Raw genomic sequence first — 16482 nt, forward strand, 5'->3', positions numbered from 1 at the left:
GCGGAGCAAGACAAAGAACATGGAACAACTCGCTCCCCTCATCGCCACCGCCATCAACGCGGGCACGCCGCTGCTGCTCGCGGCACTCGGTCTGCTGATCAACGAGCGCTCGGGCGTACTCAACCTGGGCGCCGAAGGCATGATGCTGGTCGCCGCGGTGGCCGGCTTCATGGTCGGCTACCAGACCCAGTCGCCGCTGCTCGGCTTTGCCGCCGGCGCGCTGGCCGGCATGCTGATGGCCACGCTGTTCTCATGGCTGGCGCTGGTGCTCGCCACCAACCAGGTCGCCACCGGCCTGGCGCTGTCGATCTTCGGCACCGGGCTGTCGGCCTTCATGGGCCAGCGCTTCGTCGGTTTTGCCATGCCGGCGCAGGCCAAGGCCGTGCCCGGGCTGGCGGACCTGCCCTTCGTCGGCCCGGCGTTCTTCCAGCATCACTGGATGGTGTATTTCAGCCTGCTGCTGTGCCTTGCCATCATGTGGTTCCTGTTCCGCACGCGCGCGGGCCTGACGCTGCGCGCGATCGGCGAGTCGCCGGAATCCGCGCACGCGCTGGGCTATCCGGTGCGCACCATCCGCTTCGGTGCGCTGCTGTTCGGCGGCGCCTGCTGCGGGCTGGCGGGCGCCTACCTGTCGCTGGTCTACACCCCGATGTGGGTCGAGAACCTGGTCGCCGGCCGCGGCTGGATCGCGCTGGCGCTGACCACCTTCGCTACCTGGCGCCCCGGCCGCGTGCTGATCGGCGCGTGGCTGTTCGGCGGCGTGACGATCCTGCAGTTCTACCTGCAGGGCATTGGCGTATCGGTGCCGTCGCAGTTCCTGTCGATGCTGCCGTACGCGGCCACCATCGTGGTGCTGGCGCTGATCTCGCGCAACCCGGCGTGGATACGCCTGAACATGCCGGCATCGCTGGGCAAGCCGTTCCGGCCCGGCAATGCCTGATCGGTATTGTCTGACCGCTTTACCTGACGGAAATCCCCGAGCTACCAACAATTCACACAAGGAGAAATCATGATCGTCACGCGCAGGAAGACCCTGGCGGCCCTGGCCGCCACCGCAGTGCTGGCCCTGGCCGGCTGCGGCAAGAAGGAAGCCGACAAGCCTGCCGAGACCGCCGGCGCCGCTTCCGCGCCCGCTGCCGGGCAGGCGGCCGAGCCGCTCAAGGTCGCCTTCGTCTATATCGGCCCGGTCGGCGATGCCGGCTGGACCTACGCGCATGACAACGGCCGCAAGGCCGTGGAAGAAAAGTTCGGCAGCAAGGTCAAGACCACCTTCGTCGAGAACGTGCCCGAATCCGCCGCCGATGCGGAGCGCGTGTTCCGCGACCTGGCCAGCCAGGGCAACAAGCTGATCTTCGGCACCACCTTCGGCTACATGGAATCGATGCTCAAGGTCGCCAGGGAATTCCCGGACGTGAAGTTCGAGCACGCCACCGGCTTCAAGACCGCCGACAACATGGCCCAGTACGACGTGCGCACCTATGAAGGCGCATACCTGGCGGGGGTGGTCGCCGGCAAGATGAGCAAGACCGGCAAGATGGGCGTGGTCGCGTCGGTGCCCATCCCCGAGGTGATCCGCAATATCGACTCGTTCACGCTGGGCGCGCGCAGCGTCAACCCAAATGCCACGGTCAAGGTGGTGTGGGTCAACAAGTGGTTCGACCCGGGCAAGGAACGCGAAGCCGCCACCACGCTGATCGGCCAGGGCGTCGACATGCTGATGCAGAACACCGACTCCGCCGCCGTGGTGCAGACCGCGCAGGAGAAGGGGGTGCATGCCTTCGGCTGGGACAGCGACATGACCAAGTTCGGTGAGAAGGCCCACCTGGCCGCGTCGGTGATCTCGTGGGGCGTTTACTACAACAAGGTGGTCGAAGACGTGCTGAACAACCAGTGGAAGAACGGCACCACGTGGTGGGGCCTGAAGGAAGGCATGATCGACCTGAAGTCGTTCAACGCGGTCGTGCCCGAGGACGTGAAGAAGCTGGTCGAGGAGCGCAAGAAGGGCATTGCCGATGGCAGCGCGCCGATCTGGAAGGGTCCGATCAAGGACAACACCGGCACGGAGCAGCTGGCAAAGGATCAGGTCGCGGATGACAAGTTCCTGCACGGCGTGAAGTTCTACGTCGAGGGCGTGGAAGGGAAGATCCCGGGCTGATCGGTCGCTCGACGGCGCTGGGGCGGGCCACAGCGAGACGCACCGCCTCAGCCTTTGACCCCCGCCCCGGTCTATACACCCGGAGAGGGGAGAAAACCGCGGGCACCTGAAGCCGCGATACCACTGCCTCTCCCATCACATCGGCCCTGCGGAACTTGAACCCGCCCACACCGGCCCAACCTCTCTGCGTATGCGCCGATCCCAGGCGCCCGCCATGTGAAGGAGGCCTCTCATGTTGAAGCGATTTTCGGCCCTGTGGACGCTGGTACGCCGTGATGGACGGCTGTTCTGGTATGCGCTGCGCCACCCTGATGCGCCGGCATGGCTGAAACCCGCGGCGATCGGGCTGTTGCTGTACGCGGTTTCGCCGATCGACCTCGTGCCTGACGTGGTCGCGGGCCTCGGCATCATCGACGATGTGGTGCTGATCCCGCTGGCCGTTCATCTGATCCTCAAGCGCCTGCCGCCGCATATCCTGCGCCAGGCGCAGGCGCGCGCCACCGCCACGACTGTCCGGCCCCACTGAGGCGCCAAAAAAATCCCCGGGGCAGCGATTGCCCCGGGGATTTTTTATTCCTGCGCAGCACCGGATCAGCGCGGCAGCAGGATGGTCGAGCCGGTGGTCTTGCGCGCTTCCAGGTCGCGGTGCGCCTGCGCCACTTCAGACAGCGCATAGCGCTGGCGGATATCGACCTTGACCTTGCCGGTCGTGACCGCATCGAACAGGTCGGCCACCATTGGCTCGAGCAGCTCGCGGTGCACCACATAGGTCATCAGCGTCGGGCGCGTCAGCCGCAGCGAACCCTTGTTGCCCAGCACCGAGAGATCGAACGGCGGTACCGGGCCCGAGGCGTTGCCGAAACTCACCATGGTGCCACGTGGCGCCAGGCAGTCGAGCGAGCCCTGGAAGGTGTCCTTGCCGATCGAGTCATAGACCGCCGGCACGCCCTTGCCATTGGTGATCTCCTTGACGCGGTCCACGAACGACTCGCGCGTATAGACGATGGTATGGGCGCAGCCGTTGGCGCGGGCCAGCTCGGCCTTCTCGTCGGTGCCGACGGTACCGATCACGGTCACGCCAAGCGCCTTGAGCCACTGGCTGACGATCAGGCCCACGCCGCCGGCGGCCGCGTGCAGCAGCACCGTGTCGCCCGGCTGTACCTTGTAGCTGTCGCGGATCAGGTATTGCGCGGTAAGGCCCTGCAGCATCATCGCCGCGGCGGTGTCGAACGGGATCGCGTCCGGCAGCCGCACCACGATATCGGCCGGCATGACGCGCACCTGCGCATAAGCGCCGGTCGGGCGGCCGGCATACGCGACGCGGTCGCCCACGCTCACGTGGCCGACGCCCTCGCCCACCGCCTCGACCACGCCCGCGCCTTCCATGCCGAGGCCGCCGGGCAGCGGCTGCTTGTACAGGCCGGTGCGGAAATAGACGTCGATGTAGTTCAGGCCCACCGCCTCGTGGCGCACGCGCACCTGGCCGGGCCCGGGCTCGCCCACTTCCACATCGACCCACTGCATGACTTCAGGACCGCCGGTCTGCTCGATCCGGATGGCTTTGCTCATCTGCGTCGCTCCTTGTTGTGGTGCTGCATCGATCGGGGAAATTTAGCTTGCCTGCGCGCCATCGGCCACGTTGGCCTCGTCGGCCAGGCCTGCGATCATCAGCTCGGCGGTGGCCACGTTGGTCGCGCACGGCACGTTGTGCACGTCGCACGCGCGCACCAGCGCGTTGATGTCCGGTTCATGTGGCTGCGGCGTCATCGGGTCGCGCAGGAACACGACGGCGCGCACGCGCCCTTCGGCCAGCTGCGAGCCGATCTGCAGGTCGCCGCCCCACGGGCCCGACAGCATGCGCGTCACTTCCAGTCCGACCTCGTCGATCAGGCGGCCGCCGGTCGTGCCGGTGGCCAGCAGCTCGCATTGCGAGAGGAACGCGCGGTGGCGCGTGGCGAAGGCGACGATGTCGTCCTTCTTGTGGTCGTGGGCGATCAGCGCGATGCGAGGGCGTGTCATCAGTAATTCCTGGTTGTGGGTGGTCAGACTGCAGCAGGCTGGTGGAAATCAGAACGTGCCGGGGTAGGCGCCGCCGTCGATCAGCAGGTTCTGCCCGGTGATATAGGCGGCGTTGCGGCTGCACAGGAAGGCGCAGGCGGCGCCGAACTCGGCCGGCTCGCCGAAGCGGCGCGTCGGGTTCTGCGCGGCACGGCGCTGCGCCACTTCCTCGACGCTCAGGCCGGCCTTCTTGGCACCGCCTTCCATGGTCTTGCGCAGGCGGTCGGTATTGAACGGCCCGGGCAGCAGGTTGTTGATGGTGACGCCATGCTGCGCCACTTCGCGCGCCACGCCCGCGACAAAGCCGGTCAGGCCGGAGCGCGCGCCGTTGGATAGGCCCAGCACGTCGATCGGCGCCTTGACCGCGCCGCTGGTGATATTGATGATGCGGCCCCACTTGCGCGCGATCATGCCGTCGACGGTGGCCTTGATCAGCTCGATCGGGGTCAGCATGTTGGCGTCGAGCGCGGCCAGCCAGTCGCTGCGCTCCCAGTCGCGGAAGTTGCCCGGCGGCGGGCCGCCGGCATTGTTGACCAGGATGTCGAGGTCGCCCAGCCTGGCGGCGGCATCCAGCGCCGCCTTGCGGCCCTCGGGCGTGGTGATGTCGGTCGCCACCGCGATCACGCGGCGGCCATGGCGGGCGCGCAGGTCGGCGGCGGCCTTCTCCAGCGCCTCGGCGCCGCGCGCCACGATCACCACGTCAACGCCTTCGGCCGCGAGCGCGTCGGCACAGGCAAGTCCAAGGCCCTTGCTGGCGCCGCACACCAGCGCATGCTTGCCGCGCAATCCCAGGTCCATGAGTTTCTCCTTTGTCGGTTGTATTGGTACGGCCTTCGGTTGTCCGGTCCGGCCAATGCATCAGGTTTTCTTTGTCGATAGCAGGTACATGCCGGCCAGCACCAGGGCGCTGCCGGCCAGCTGCACCCCGCTCATCGGCTCGCCCAGCAGCCAGTAGCCGAGCAGCAGCGTCGATACCGGGCCGATCATGCCGGCCTGCGACGCCAGCGGCGCACCGATGCGCGCCACCGCCACCATGGTCATCGACACAGGCAGCACCGTGCAGAAGACCGCGTTGATGAGTGACAGCCACATCACCGGCGCGGGCTGCGCCAGCTCGGCCACAGGCCGGCCCAGCGCCACATACTGGATCGCGCAGCAGGCGGTGGACACGCACATCGCATAAGCCACCAGCCGCAGCGAGCCGATGCGCCGCACCAGCTCGCCGCTCAGGATCAGGTAGACAGCGTACGTCATGGCACTGCCCAGGACCAGCGCGCCGCCCAGCCATACCTGGCTGCCGCTGACGTCGAGGTCATGGGCGAAGACCAGCACGATGCCTGCATAGGCCAGCAGCAGCGACAGCCACTGGCGCGAGCTGATCGGCCGCCGGAACACCAGCGCGGTGGCCAGCAGCACGAACGACGGCGTCAGGAACAGGATCAGCCGCTCCAGCCCTGCGGTGATGTATTGCAGGCCGATGAAATCGAGGAAGCTCGACAGGTAATAGCCGATGAAGCCGAGGAACACCACGCGCCCCCGGTCCGCCCACGACAGCGGCGCCAGGCGGCGCGACTGCCACCAGCCGATCGCCATGAACAGCGGCACGGCGAACAGCATGCGCAGCGTCAGCACCATCACGGCATCGACGTTGTAGCGGTACATCAGCTTGGCGACGATCGCCTTGGCGGAGAACAGCACCGCGCCGACGGCGGCGATGGCAAGCCCCGCGCGCTGCGGCGACGGCAGCGCGGCAGGCGCGGCGAGGGACTTCTGGGAGGCGGGCACGGGAATACGTGGAAAGCGGGCCGCGGGACCGGTGCATACCGGCCCCGCGTCGGCCCCGCGAAGCGACCCGACGATTGTATTCGAAAAGACGCAACCGCATCGGCGGCCGCCCCGGCCTGCCGCGCGTCCTGCCGATCCCCTACAATGGCCGCGCGTCGCCTGCGTCACGGCCGGCGCCACAATAACAACCCCAGGAGACTTCTCGCCATGCCAACCCATCCCGCACACGCCGGCCGCCGCGCGCTGCTGCTCGCTGCGCTGACCGGGGCCGCGGCGCTCGCCGCCAGCTTCGTTGCCGCCGCCGCACCCGGCGACGGCTATCCGTCCCGTCCGATCCGCTTTGTCGTGCCCTACGCCGCCGGCGGCACCACCGACCTGGTGGCGCGCACGGTCGGCCAGCGCGTGGGCGAGAAGCTTGGGCAGCCGGTGGTCATCGAGAACCGCCCCGGCGCCGGCGGCAATGTCGGCATGGACGCCGTGGCCAAGGCCGCGCCGGACGGCTACACCATCGGCTTCGGCGCGATCTCCACCAATGCGCTCAACCCGCATATCTACAAGCAGGTGCCGTTCGACCCGCGCAAGGACTTCACCGCGATCAGCCTGCTCGGCACGTCGACCATCGTGCTGGAGGTCAGCCCGGCGCTGCCGGTGAAGACCGTCAAGGAACTGGTGGCCTACGCCAGGGCCAATCCGGGGCTGACCTATGCGACCGCCGGCACCGGCACCTCGATGCACCTGGCCGGCGCGATGTTCGCGCAGATGACGCAGACCAGCCTGACGCACGCGCCGTACAAGGGCAGCAGCCCGGCCATCAACGACATGCTGGGCGGCCATATCAGCGTGATGTTCGACAACCTGCCGGCATCGCTGCCGCATATCCAGGCGGGCAAGCTGCGCGCACTGGCGGTGGCCGGCAAGCAGCGCGCGCCGTCGCTGCCCGACGTGCCGACGCTGGCCGAAGCGGGGCTGCAAGGCTATGCGGTCGAGCCATGGTTCGGGGTCTATGGGCCGGCCAACCTGCCGCCACCGGTGGTGCAGACGCTGAACAGCGCCTTCGTCGAGGCGCTGGCACGTGCCGATGTGCGCGAGAAGCTGGTGCAGGCGGGCTTCAATCCCAAGGGGTCCAGCGCGGCTGAACTGCAGGCGCTGACGCAGTCGGAATACGAGCGCTTCGGCAAGGTGGCGAAGACGGCAGCGATCACTGTGGAGTAGTTAGCGGACCGGCAGGCAGCGGATATACTCTGGGCACGCTCATCCAACGCATCACGTCGACGTGCCCAACCCCTCCGCATCCTCCGCACCGTCAGCAGACCAGACCGCCCCCGACTACGATTTCACCGAACAGGTCGGCCACCTGCTGCGGCGCGCCTACCAGCGCCACGTGGCGATCTTCCAGCAGACCATCCCGGATTCGCAGCTCACCGCGGCGCAATTCGTGGTGCTGTGCGCGGTCAGGGACCGGCAGCCGTGCTCGCTGAACGAAGTGGTGCGCGCCACGGCGATCGACCAGGCGACGGTGCGCGGCATCATCGAGCGGCTGAAGGCGCGCAAGCTGGTTGCGGTGTCGCATGACCCGAACGACCGGCGCAAGGTGGTGGTGACGGTAACGCCCGGGGGGCTGGCGCTGATCGATGAGACGGTGCCGTTTGCGAAGCAGATCTCGGAGCAGACGTTTGGCGGTTTGAATCCCGCGGAGCGGGTGGCGGTGACGTACCTGCTGCGGAAGATGAGTGAGATCGATGAGGGGAATGGGGGCGCGTGAGCGCCCTTTTTCCTTCGGATTCCCGATTGCTTGCTCCCCTCTCCCGCAAGCGGGAGAGGGAGCCAGACAGCGGTATGCTGAGGCCCTCAGCCCCTCAGCCCCGCAACGCCGCCAGCACCGTCTCCGGCACGAACGGCGGCCGCCGCAGCCGCACACCGAGCGCATCGAACAACGCATTGGCGATCGCCGGTGCTCCCGGCAGCGATGCCGACTCCCCTGCCCCCATCGGCGGCTCTTCCTGCCGCGGCATCAGCACCACCTCGATCGGCGGGATTTCCGGGAACGTCAGCAACGGATAGCTGCCCCACTCGCGGCTGGCAACACCGTCGGCGTCGAAGCGCACCTGCTCCTTCAACACCCGGCTCAACGCCTGCACCACGTTGCCGTGGATCTGGTGGCGCACGCCATCGGGGTTGACCATCATGCCGGTGTCCTGCGCGACCACCAGTTTCTCCACGACGATGCGGCCCGTTGCCGCTTCCACGGCCACATCGACCACCCATGCCGCCCATGCCGCGCCGAATCCGGGGAAGCGGCTGTGGATATAGCGCGCATAGGCAACACCGCGCCCGCGCAGCATGCCGTCGTCGCCAGCTTTGCCGCGCGAACCCTGCGCGCCGCGCTGCCAGCCCGCCGCGTCGGCCACCGCGCGCAGCAGCTCGGCGGCGCGCGTGTCGGGCAGATGGCGCAGCCGGAAATCGATCGGATCGGCGCCGGCTTCGGCGGCCAGTTCATCGATCACGCATTCATGCGCGAACGAATTCGGCAGCGCCGACACGCCCCGCAACCATGACGCCCGCACGATGGCCGGCGTGTCGTCGCAGCCGATGCGGCGCGCGCGGTAGGCATACGGCGGCACAGCGGTGCGGTCGCCCATCTCCAGCGTGCGCGGCGCGTTGGGAACGACGCCGGCGAGCACCAGCGCCAGTGTCGGCGCATCGTTGGACGGATAGCGGCTGGTGAAGTCATAGCCGAGCAGTTCGCCGTCGGTGCCCAGCGTTGCGCTGACATCCATCAGCTGGGCCGCGCCCTTGGGTTCCCACAGGTGTTCCTGCTCGCGGGACAGCTGCACGCGCACCGGGCGGCCGACGGCACGCGACAGCAGCGCGGCATCGGCGCAGACATCGTCCGCGCAATTGCGGCCGTAGCAGCCGGCGGCTTCCATGCGCACGATCTCGATGCTGTCCTCGCCCAGCCCGCACAGGCGTGCCAGGTCGATGCGCAATACGTGCGGGTTCTGCGTGCCCGACCATACCGTGAGCCCATCCTCATGCCAGTCAGCGACCGCGCACGACGGACCGATCGAACCATGCATCTGGTATGGCCAGACGTAATGGCGTTCCAGCGTCTTGCCGGCGCCGGCCGAAGGCATCTCGCCGTCGTTGAGCAGTTCGCGGCGCGTCGCCGGGTTGGCGCGCAGCGCGGGTTCAGGGTCGGCGAGCGGCGGCATCGGCGGCACGGGTTTCCAATGCACCCGCAGCTTGCGCGCGGCAAGCACCGCGTGCTCTTCGCGCTCGGCCACCACGCCGACAAAGTCGCCCTGTACCACCACATCGACCAGTCCCGGCACATCGCGCACCGATTCGCGGTCGACCGCGAGCAGGCTGTTGCCGACAAAGTCGCCGCTGTCGCGGCCGGCGTAAGGCGGCCGCACCACGCGCCCATGCAGCATGCCGGGCACGCGCACGTCATGGACGAAAGTCAGCACGCCGCGCGCCTTGTCGGGGATATCGACGCGGCCCGCGGAGCGGCCGACGATGCGGTAGGACTCCACCGGTTTGATTGGCACGTCTTCGGCCAACGGCAGCGCCACATGCTCGCCTTGCACCAGCGTGCCATAGCCGATGGCGGCGTCGGCTCCCCGGACGCGGAACTCGCCGTCCTGCGCCTCGAGCTGATCGGGCGCCACGCCAAGCTGCTGTGCCGCACGCGCCAGTAGCCACGCGCGCGCCTGCGCCGCGGCACGGCGCAGCGGGATGGCGGAGATCTGGATCGATGCGCTGGCGATCGTCGGACCCTGGTTGGGGGTCGCTTCGGTATGGCCCAGCACCATGCGCACCTGCGACAGCGGCACGTCGAGCTCTTCCGCCACGATCTGCGCCAGCGCCGTGCGAATGCCCGTGCCAAGGTCGACATGGCCATTGAAGGCGAGCACCTCGCCACTGTCGCGCACGGCGATGAAAATATCCGGCAGCGCCGGTACGTAATCCGACGCCGCGCCGGGCTGGCCGGGCGCGGGACGCGCCGCCGCCTGCGGCGCGCGCGTGACCAGCAGCACGCCGGCCGCCTGCAGCAGCGCCAGCCGCAGCGCGCGGGGCGTGGCGGGATCGGCCTGTGCCACGGGTTGCAGGGTCGTTGCCGTCATCGTCTTCCAATCTCCTTCAACGGGGCACCGTTATACTGCCAGCCAACAGAGTCAGAGCCACCCAACCATCATGACGAACTCCACCGCGGCGAAACCGTCCGCCAAGCGAGCTGCCCCAGGCACCCGGGCCAGGCAGGCGCAGGACAGCCGCGAGCGCATCCTTAAAGCCGCGATCAAGGTCTTTGCCCAGCGCGGCTACGACGGTGGCCGCATCGAGCGCATTTCCTCGCTGGCCAAGACCTATGACCGGATGATCTACTACTACTTCGGCAGCAAGGAGAAGCTGTTCGTCGAAGTGCTGGAGACCATCTACCTGCAGCTCAACGAAGCCGAGCAGCAGCTCGAGCACGAACTTGACGCCGCCGACCCCGTGCGCGCGCTGTCGCAGCTGATCGACTTCATCTGGCAGTATTACCTCGACCACCCCGAGTTCGTCGCGATCCTGTCCAGCGAGAACATGAGCCAGGGCAAGCACGCCAAGAAATCGGTCCGGCTCAAGGAAATCTCCAGCTACGCGCTGTCGGTACTCGACGGGATCCTCACGCGCGGCAAGTCCGCCGGGCTGTTCCGTCCCGAGATCGGCGCGCGCGATGTCTACATGGTGATCGCTTCGCTCGGCTACTTCTACAACTCCAACCATCATACGCTCGGCGCCTTCCTGGGCGAGGCCATGATGAGCCCGCCTGCGCTGGCGCACTGGCGCGATGTGATCCAGCAGACAGTGCTGCGCACGGTGACGGTGCCCGGGGCCGTGCCGGAAGCCAGCGTGCCGCCGGCTGCGCCGGCGCGCAAGGCCGCACGAAACAGGCGGGCGGCTGCAGCCTGAGACGCAGCGCCGGGCCGCCAACCTCAAGCGGCGGCGCGGACGCCTTCACCCGCAACCTGCGCCAGCGCTGCGTCGCGCGTGAGCACGGTCGCGTACTTCTGCGCCATGTCGAACAGGTTGGCATCGTGCGGGCCGATGGCGCGGTCCCCCACGCAATCGGACACCACCAGCGGGCGGAAGCCCAGCGACATCGCGTCGACCACGCTGGCGCGCACGCAGCCGCTGGTGACGCAGCCGGCCACCAGCAGCGTCTGCACGCCGCGCTGCGTCAGCCACGCCGCCAGCGAGGTGCCGAAGAACGCCGACGGCACCGTCTTGCGCACCACCAGCTCGCCCGGCGCGGGCGCCAGCTCGGGCACGATCTGGCTGTTGTGGCCATCTTCCTTCAGCGTCAGCATGCCGGGCACCTTCAGCGTGAAGATGTTGTGGTCGCTGTCGTCGTCGGCAAACACGATGCGGCTGTGCGCCACCGGCCAGCCCTGCTCGCGCGCGGCGCGCAGCAGCGGCTGCGTGTTGCGGATGGCCTCGGGGATATTGCCGCCGCCGAATACGGCCGGGTCGGCAAAGCCGTTGACGAAATCGATGATCAGCAGGCCGTACGGCGCCTTGAGTTCCATCGACGCGCCGAAGCCCTGGCGCTGGTAGGTCTGCACTGCGTCATCCATGGCGCGAATCCTTGTAGAGCGATGCGGCGGGAGCATGGTGCCCGTCCATCACCTTGCCGCGCACCACCACCGGCTCGCCGTCGAGGCTGACCGTGCAGTGGCGCACCGGGATATCGATATGGCAGGCGGTGGTGCGGCTGCCGCCCGCTTCGTTGTTGGGGCCGAACGAGCACAGGAAATTGCCCTCGTAGGCGCGTGCGTCCATGCCGATGGTGGCCTCGCGGTCGTACATCGCCAGCGCCGACCAGCTTGCGCGCGGCTGCAGGCCCCAGCCGATATGCGACATCGCATACGCTTCGGGGTCGTTGAACGACGCCATGTAGTCGGCCAATAGCTCGGCATCGACACCGCCTTCGATGCGGCGCACGTAGCCCGCTTCGACCGTGATGCGGATCGGCGCCTGCAGATAGGATTTCATCGGCAGCAGGATGTCGCCGCGGTCGAGCACGATGGTGCCGTGGGTGCCGCCCTCGTCCGGCCAGGTCAGCACGAAGCCGCTCGGCCAGTGGTCCCAGCGGCCGGGCTCGTCGACAAAGCCGTACTCGCTGATCGCGGGGAATTCACCCAGGCGGCAACGCAGGTCCATGCCGGCATCGGACACGATATGCATCTCGCGCGCCTTGCCCAGCCGCTCGGTCGCGGCCTTGACGCGGGTGCGGTCGGCCTCGGTCGGTACCAGCCGTGCCAGCACCTCGGGCGGCTCCACCGCCAGCAGGATTCTGGTGCCGCCGGACAGGATCTCGTGCTGCTCGGGCGAGAACAGCAGCGTCATCAGGTCCAGCACCAGGTCGCTGGCCTTGAGCGCGGCAATCGCTGCCGGATTGCCGGTCAGCGGCGTCGTGCCGAGATAGGCCAGCGCGTCGCGGCTGAGCGCCTTCTCGCCGTTGACCGGCGGCAGGTCGAGCCGGTTGACGATGGCGCCCATCGACTGCGCCGCCACCAGCGCCGTGCGCAGCGTCTGCGGATGCGTGGCCGCGCCGGTCAGCACGGTGACGGTCTGCCCCGGCTGCAGCTTCGACAGCGTCAGCACCTGCTTCCACGCCGCCGTCAGGTCGTAATCGCTTACGGGCATGTTCCCTCCTTGATCAGGTCAGCGCAGCGCCGAGGAAGTCGCCGAAGGCGCGGTAGAAGCCGGGCTCGTCGTCCCACGGGATCATGTGGCCGGCATTGGCGACATGCGCGACCAGCAGCGCGGGCAGCAGCTTGCGCATCTCCTGCACGTCTTCCTCGCGGATCACGTCGCCGCGGCCCGCGGTCATCAGCAGGGCCGGCACGTCGATCCGCGGCAGGTCGGCGTGGATATCGTCTTCATGGAAACCATCGAAGCTGGCCAGGATCGCGCGCTCGTCGCAGGTATGCAGCCATTGCGCGCGCAGGCGCAGCTGCTCTTCGGTCCAGGTCGGGCAGAAACGGCGCATGCCTTCCGCGTCGATGCCCTGCTGCGCCAGCCGGATCGAATCGATGTACCACGGCAGTTGTGCCGGATAGGCACGGCGGCCCGGGCCCGATACCGGCGGATCGACCAGCACCAGCCGCGTCAGGCCAGCGGGCTTGCTGCGCGCGGCGCGGATGCCGATACGCGCGCCCATCGAATGGCCGACGATGGCATAGCGCTGCAGCCCGAGCGCTTCGGCAAGCGCAATCACGTCTGCCGCCTGCGCACCGAGGCCGTAGTCCAGTTCCGCGCCGGCCTGCGACAGGCCGCGGCCGCGCACGTCGAGCACATAGGTATCGAAATGCCGCCCGAACTGCTCGCCGACGAAGCCCCAGGTGACCGCCGGGCTGGTGATGCCGGGCACGATGATGACGGCATCGCGCTGCGCGCGCGCGCCGTCCTGGCCGCCATAGCGCAGGTAGTGCTGGCGGATGCCGTTGGCATGGACGTTGGCGCCGTAGAGGAAGGTACCGGGGAAGGTGCTGGTCGTCATGTCCGGCTCCTTCAGTAGGCGCCGGACAGCAGCGCGCCCGCGCCCGGCACCACCGGCTCCAGGCCCAGCCGCTTGAGCATGGCATAAGTCGTGGCGATGGCGGCGGTGACCACCGGCTTGCCGGTCATCGCCTCCACCTTGGCCACCGCCGGCAGCGACGGCATCTGCACGCATGCCGACAGCACGATGACATCGGCATCGGCGAAATCCATCTGCGCGACGATCTCCGGCAGCCGCGACGGGTCGTGGCGACCGACCTCGAGGTTGTCGGGGATCTCCAGCGCGCGGTAGTCGACCACCTCGTAGCCTTCATTGCGGATGTAGTCGACCACCAGCTCGGTCAGCGGCTTCATGTACGGCGCCACCACGGCGATGCGCTTCGCGCCCATCACCTTGAGCGCATCGACCAGCGCGCCGGCACTGGTGATCACGGGCGCGTCGCCGCCGTTCTCGGCGGTGTGCGCCTGCAGGCGCTGCTCGGACACGCGGTGGTAGCCGTGGCCCATCGCCATGATCGCGACCAGGCAGGCATAGCCGAGCACATCGACGCGGGCATCGCTCAGCTCCACCGCGCAGCGGTCGGATTCGGCATCCATCGCCGCCAGTTCCTCCTTGACCACCTTCTTCATCCGCATGCGGCTGCCGTGGAAGGTGAAGCGCTCCGGACGCACCAGCTGGCGCGCGGCCAGCATGGCCGGGATCTCGGTTTCCATCGTGGTGTTGGAGCTCGGCACGATCTGGCCGATTCGGAAAACTTTCTGCACTGTCGACTCCGTCATCTGTTTGTCTGTCTACCCGCCTGCCCTGCCCGGATGGCCTTGCATGCTGCGATCGATTGTAGTGTACACACTTTATCTAGGCAAATAGAATCTGTGCCGTGCGAGATTCACTCGTTCAGTGCATACTTAATTAATCAATCCCTGTTTTAGCGCACTAATTCGCCACATTCAAGCAATGTTCATGACGAATCATGATGTCGTAAGGGTTTTCCATAGGATCGGTACTTTCTTTCTTGCTGTTGATATTTTGAGTGTGTACACTCGTTTTCAACGGTCAACCAAGATCGGTCGACCAAGCCCCCATCGACCCCATGTGTCATTGCCAGGAGAAATAACGTGCAAGGCAAACCGCGAATCGCAGTTGTCGGCGCCGGACTCGGAGGAACGGCCGCGGCCGCCCTGCTGCAGCGAGCCGGCTTCCAAGTCAGGCTGTATGAACAGGCACCGGCGTTCTCGCGCCTGGGCGCGGGCATCCACGTGGGGCCCAACGTCATGAAGATCATGCGGCGCATCGGCATCGAGGACGCGCTCAACGACATGGGCTGCCACCCCGACTACTGGTACAGCCGCGACGGCCTGACCGGCGAAGTGATCGCGCAGATCCCGCTGGGCGACTACGCGGAGCGGCACTATGGCGCCAGCTACCTGACCGTGCACCGCGGCGACTTCCACAAGCTGCTGACCGACGCCGTGGCCCCGGGCACGCTGTTCTTCAACAAGAAGCTGGAAAGCGTCACTGACCAGGGCGACGTGGTCGAACTGCGCTTCACCGACGGCACGGTGGACCAGGCGGATATCGTGATCGGCGCCGACGGCGTCAACTCCCGCATCCGCGAAACCCTGCTGGGTGCCGAGCCCCCCAAGTACACCGGCTACGTGGCGCACCGCGCGGTGTTCCCGATCTCGCGCGTCAAGGGCTTCACGCACGAGCGCTGCACCAAATGGTGGACCGACGACCGCCACATGATGGTGTACTTCGACACCAGCAAGCTGGACGAGATCTACTACGTCACCGGCGTGCCCGAGCCCGAGTGGGACATGAGCAAGAGCTGGGTGCCGAGCAGCATCGAGGAAATGCGCGCCGCGTTCGACGGCTGGCACGAGGGCGTGCAGTCGCTGATCGAAGGCACGGTCGAAGTGACCAAGTGGCCGCTGCTGGAGCGCGACCCGCTGCCGCTGTGGAGCCGCGGCCGCCTGGTGCTGCTGGGCGATGCCTGCCACCCGATGAAGCCGCACATGGCACAGGGCGCCGCGATGGCAATCGAGGATGCCGCCATGCTGACGCGCTGCTTCACCGAAACCGGCCTGGACGACTACGCCGCCGCGTTTGCGCTGTATGAAGCCAACCGCGCCGAACGCGCCGGCAAGGTCCAGCTGGTCTCGCACAACAATACGTGGCTGCGCAGCAACGAGAACCCGGACTGGTGTTTCGGCTACGATGTGTTCAACGTGCCGCTGGTGTCGGCCGGGCCTGCGCCGCTGTCCGCGGCGGCGTAACGCCAGACCTTAGGCCTGACCTGAACCCGCACGCTGCAGCCCCTCGCACGAAGGGGCGCGGCGTGCCCGCCGCGTGATCTGCAACCTGCCGCCCCCGATGAACACGCCTCGCCCCCTCACGCTACAAGTCAACCACGCCGAGCACACGCTCAGCGTGGCGCCTGACACGCCGCTGCTCTATATCCTGCGCAACGACCTGGCGTGCAATGGCCCCAAGTACGGTTGCGGGCTGGGCCAGTGCGGCGCGTGCACGGTGCTGGTCGACGGCCTGCCCGCGCGCTCGTGCGTGCTGCCGGTCAGGGCGGCGGTGGGCCACGCGGTCACCACGCTCGAAGGCCTGGGCACGGCGGAGCATCCCGACCCGGTGCAGCAGGCCTTTATCGACGAGCAGGCCGCGCAATGCGGCTATTGCCTGAACGGCATGATCATGACCGCCAAGGCGCTGCTCGCGCAAAATCCCGATCCCGATGAAGCGCAGATCCGCGAGGCGCTGCGTTTCAACCTGTGCCGCTGCGGCACGCACGTGGAAATCGTGCGCGCGGTGCAGCGCGCCGCGGTGCTGATGCGGCAGGCCGGCGAGGGAGCGGCATCGTGAAGCAGGAACTCGTACGGCAGGCAGTGGAAACCGGCGCCTTGACGGAATTCGCACCACCGCCGGCTTC

Annotated in this window: 17 protein-coding genes; 8 read left to right on the top strand and 9 right to left on the bottom strand. The window is 67.7% G+C overall.

All coding sequences use genetic code 11. The annotated features are described in order from the left end of the window. The first annotated feature begins 19 nt into the window (after positions 1-19). From K309_RS0106400 to K309_RS0106410, 3 genes are all read left to right on the top strand, one after another. Positions 20-940 (top strand): ABC transporter permease, encoded by a 921-nt coding sequence (locus K309_RS0106400; RefSeq protein WP_029045644.1) that lies wholly within the window; start codon positions 20-22, stop codon positions 938-940. Between the two features lie 69 nt (positions 941-1009). Beyond that, positions 1010-2155 (top strand): BMP family ABC transporter substrate-binding protein, encoded by a 1146-nt coding sequence (locus tag K309_RS0106405; protein WP_029045645.1) that lies wholly within the window; start codon positions 1010-1012, stop codon positions 2153-2155. A 232-nt stretch (positions 2156-2387) separates the two neighbouring features. Further along, a complete protein-coding gene (locus K309_RS0106410) occupies positions 2388-2681 on the top strand; it encodes a YkvA family protein (protein WP_029045646.1) in 294 nt (97 codons plus the stop codon). Between the two features lie 65 nt (positions 2682-2746). On the opposite strand, the gene K309_RS0106415 is transcribed toward K309_RS0106410, so the two are convergent. The 4 genes from K309_RS0106415 to K309_RS0106430 are packed head-to-tail and all read right to left on the bottom strand — an operon-like array spanning position 2747 to position 5959. Beyond that, positions 2747-3724, bottom strand: a complete 978-nt coding sequence (locus K309_RS0106415; RefSeq protein WP_029045647.1) for a quinone oxidoreductase family protein — start codon at positions 3722-3724, stop codon at positions 2747-2749. 42 nt (positions 3725-3766) lie between these two features. After that, positions 3767-4177 carry a methylglyoxal synthase gene (locus K309_RS0106420; protein ID WP_029045648.1) on the bottom strand — a complete coding sequence of 137 codons (411 nt, stop codon included), beginning with the start codon at positions 4175-4177 and terminating at the stop codon, positions 3767-3769. Positions 4178-4222: 45 nt separating this feature from the next. Beyond that, positions 4223-5011 carry an SDR family oxidoreductase gene (locus K309_RS0106425; RefSeq protein ID WP_029045649.1) on the bottom strand — a complete coding sequence of 263 codons (789 nt, stop codon included), beginning with the start codon at positions 5009-5011 and terminating at the stop codon, positions 4223-4225. A gap of 60 nt (positions 5012-5071) precedes the next feature. Further along, on the bottom strand, positions 5072-5959 hold the full coding sequence (locus K309_RS0106430; protein ID WP_029045650.1) for a DMT family transporter: 888 nt from the start codon (positions 5957-5959) through the stop codon (positions 5072-5074). Between the two features lie 246 nt (positions 5960-6205). Between K309_RS0106430 and K309_RS0106435 the strand changes: the two genes are divergently transcribed. Together K309_RS0106435 and K309_RS0106440 are read left to right on the top strand one after the other, a co-directional pair. Beyond that, positions 6206-7210, top strand: a complete 1005-nt coding sequence (locus tag K309_RS0106435) for a Bug family tripartite tricarboxylate transporter substrate binding protein (protein ID WP_029045651.1) — start codon at positions 6206-6208, stop codon at positions 7208-7210. 61 nt (positions 7211-7271) lie between these two features. Further along, positions 7272-7760 (top strand): MarR family winged helix-turn-helix transcriptional regulator, encoded by a 489-nt coding sequence (locus K309_RS0106440; protein ID WP_029045652.1) that lies wholly within the window; start codon positions 7272-7274, stop codon positions 7758-7760. Positions 7761-7854: 94 nt separating this feature from the next. Here K309_RS0106440 and K309_RS0106445 read toward each other — a convergent pair whose 3' ends face one another. Then, complete coding sequence (locus tag K309_RS0106445; RefSeq protein ID WP_029045653.1) at positions 7855-10125, bottom strand: xanthine dehydrogenase family protein molybdopterin-binding subunit; 2271 nt, start codon at positions 10123-10125, stop codon at positions 7855-7857. A gap of 70 nt (positions 10126-10195) precedes the next feature. Between K309_RS0106445 and K309_RS0106450 the strand changes: the two genes are divergently transcribed. Next, positions 10196-10951, top strand: coding sequence for a TetR/AcrR family transcriptional regulator (locus tag K309_RS0106450; protein WP_029045654.1), 756 nt, complete (start codon positions 10196-10198; stop codon positions 10949-10951). 23 nt (positions 10952-10974) lie between these two features. Here the strand turns inward: K309_RS0106450 and K309_RS0106455 are convergent, their stop codons facing one another. From K309_RS0106455 to K309_RS0106470, 4 genes are read right to left on the bottom strand one after another with little or no spacing between them, the layout of a single operon-like run. Next, a complete protein-coding gene (locus tag K309_RS0106455) occupies positions 10975-11616 on the bottom strand; it encodes an N-carbamoylsarcosine amidohydrolase (protein ID WP_029045655.1) in 642 nt (213 codons plus the stop codon). Beyond that, entirely contained in the window at positions 11609-12688 is a 1080-nt protein-coding gene (locus K309_RS0106460; protein WP_029045656.1) for a 2,5-dihydroxypyridine 5,6-dioxygenase NicX family protein, read from the bottom strand. The genes K309_RS0106455 and K309_RS0106460 overlap by 8 nt, the downstream gene beginning before the upstream one ends. A gap of 13 nt (positions 12689-12701) precedes the next feature. Continuing rightward, positions 12702-13544, bottom strand: a complete 843-nt coding sequence (locus K309_RS0106465) for an alpha/beta fold hydrolase (protein ID WP_029045657.1) — start codon at positions 13542-13544, stop codon at positions 12702-12704. A gap of 11 nt (positions 13545-13555) precedes the next feature. Next, entirely contained in the window at positions 13556-14308 is a 753-nt protein-coding gene (locus K309_RS0106470; RefSeq protein ID WP_029045658.1) for a maleate cis-trans isomerase family protein, read from the bottom strand. A gap of 351 nt (positions 14309-14659) precedes the next feature. Between K309_RS0106470 and K309_RS0106475 the strand changes: the two genes are divergently transcribed. After that, on the top strand, positions 14660-15820 hold the full coding sequence (locus tag K309_RS0106475; protein ID WP_029045659.1) for an FAD-dependent monooxygenase: 1161 nt from the start codon (positions 14660-14662) through the stop codon (positions 15818-15820). Positions 15821-15917: 97 nt separating this feature from the next. Then, complete coding sequence (locus K309_RS0106480; protein WP_029045660.1) at positions 15918-16415, top strand: (2Fe-2S)-binding protein; 498 nt, start codon at positions 15918-15920, stop codon at positions 16413-16415. Positions 16416-16482: the final 67 nt, after the last annotated feature.

The organism is Cupriavidus phytohabitans (assembly GCF_000426345.1).
GTDB lineage: Bacteria > Pseudomonadota > Gammaproteobacteria > Burkholderiales > Burkholderiaceae > Cupriavidus.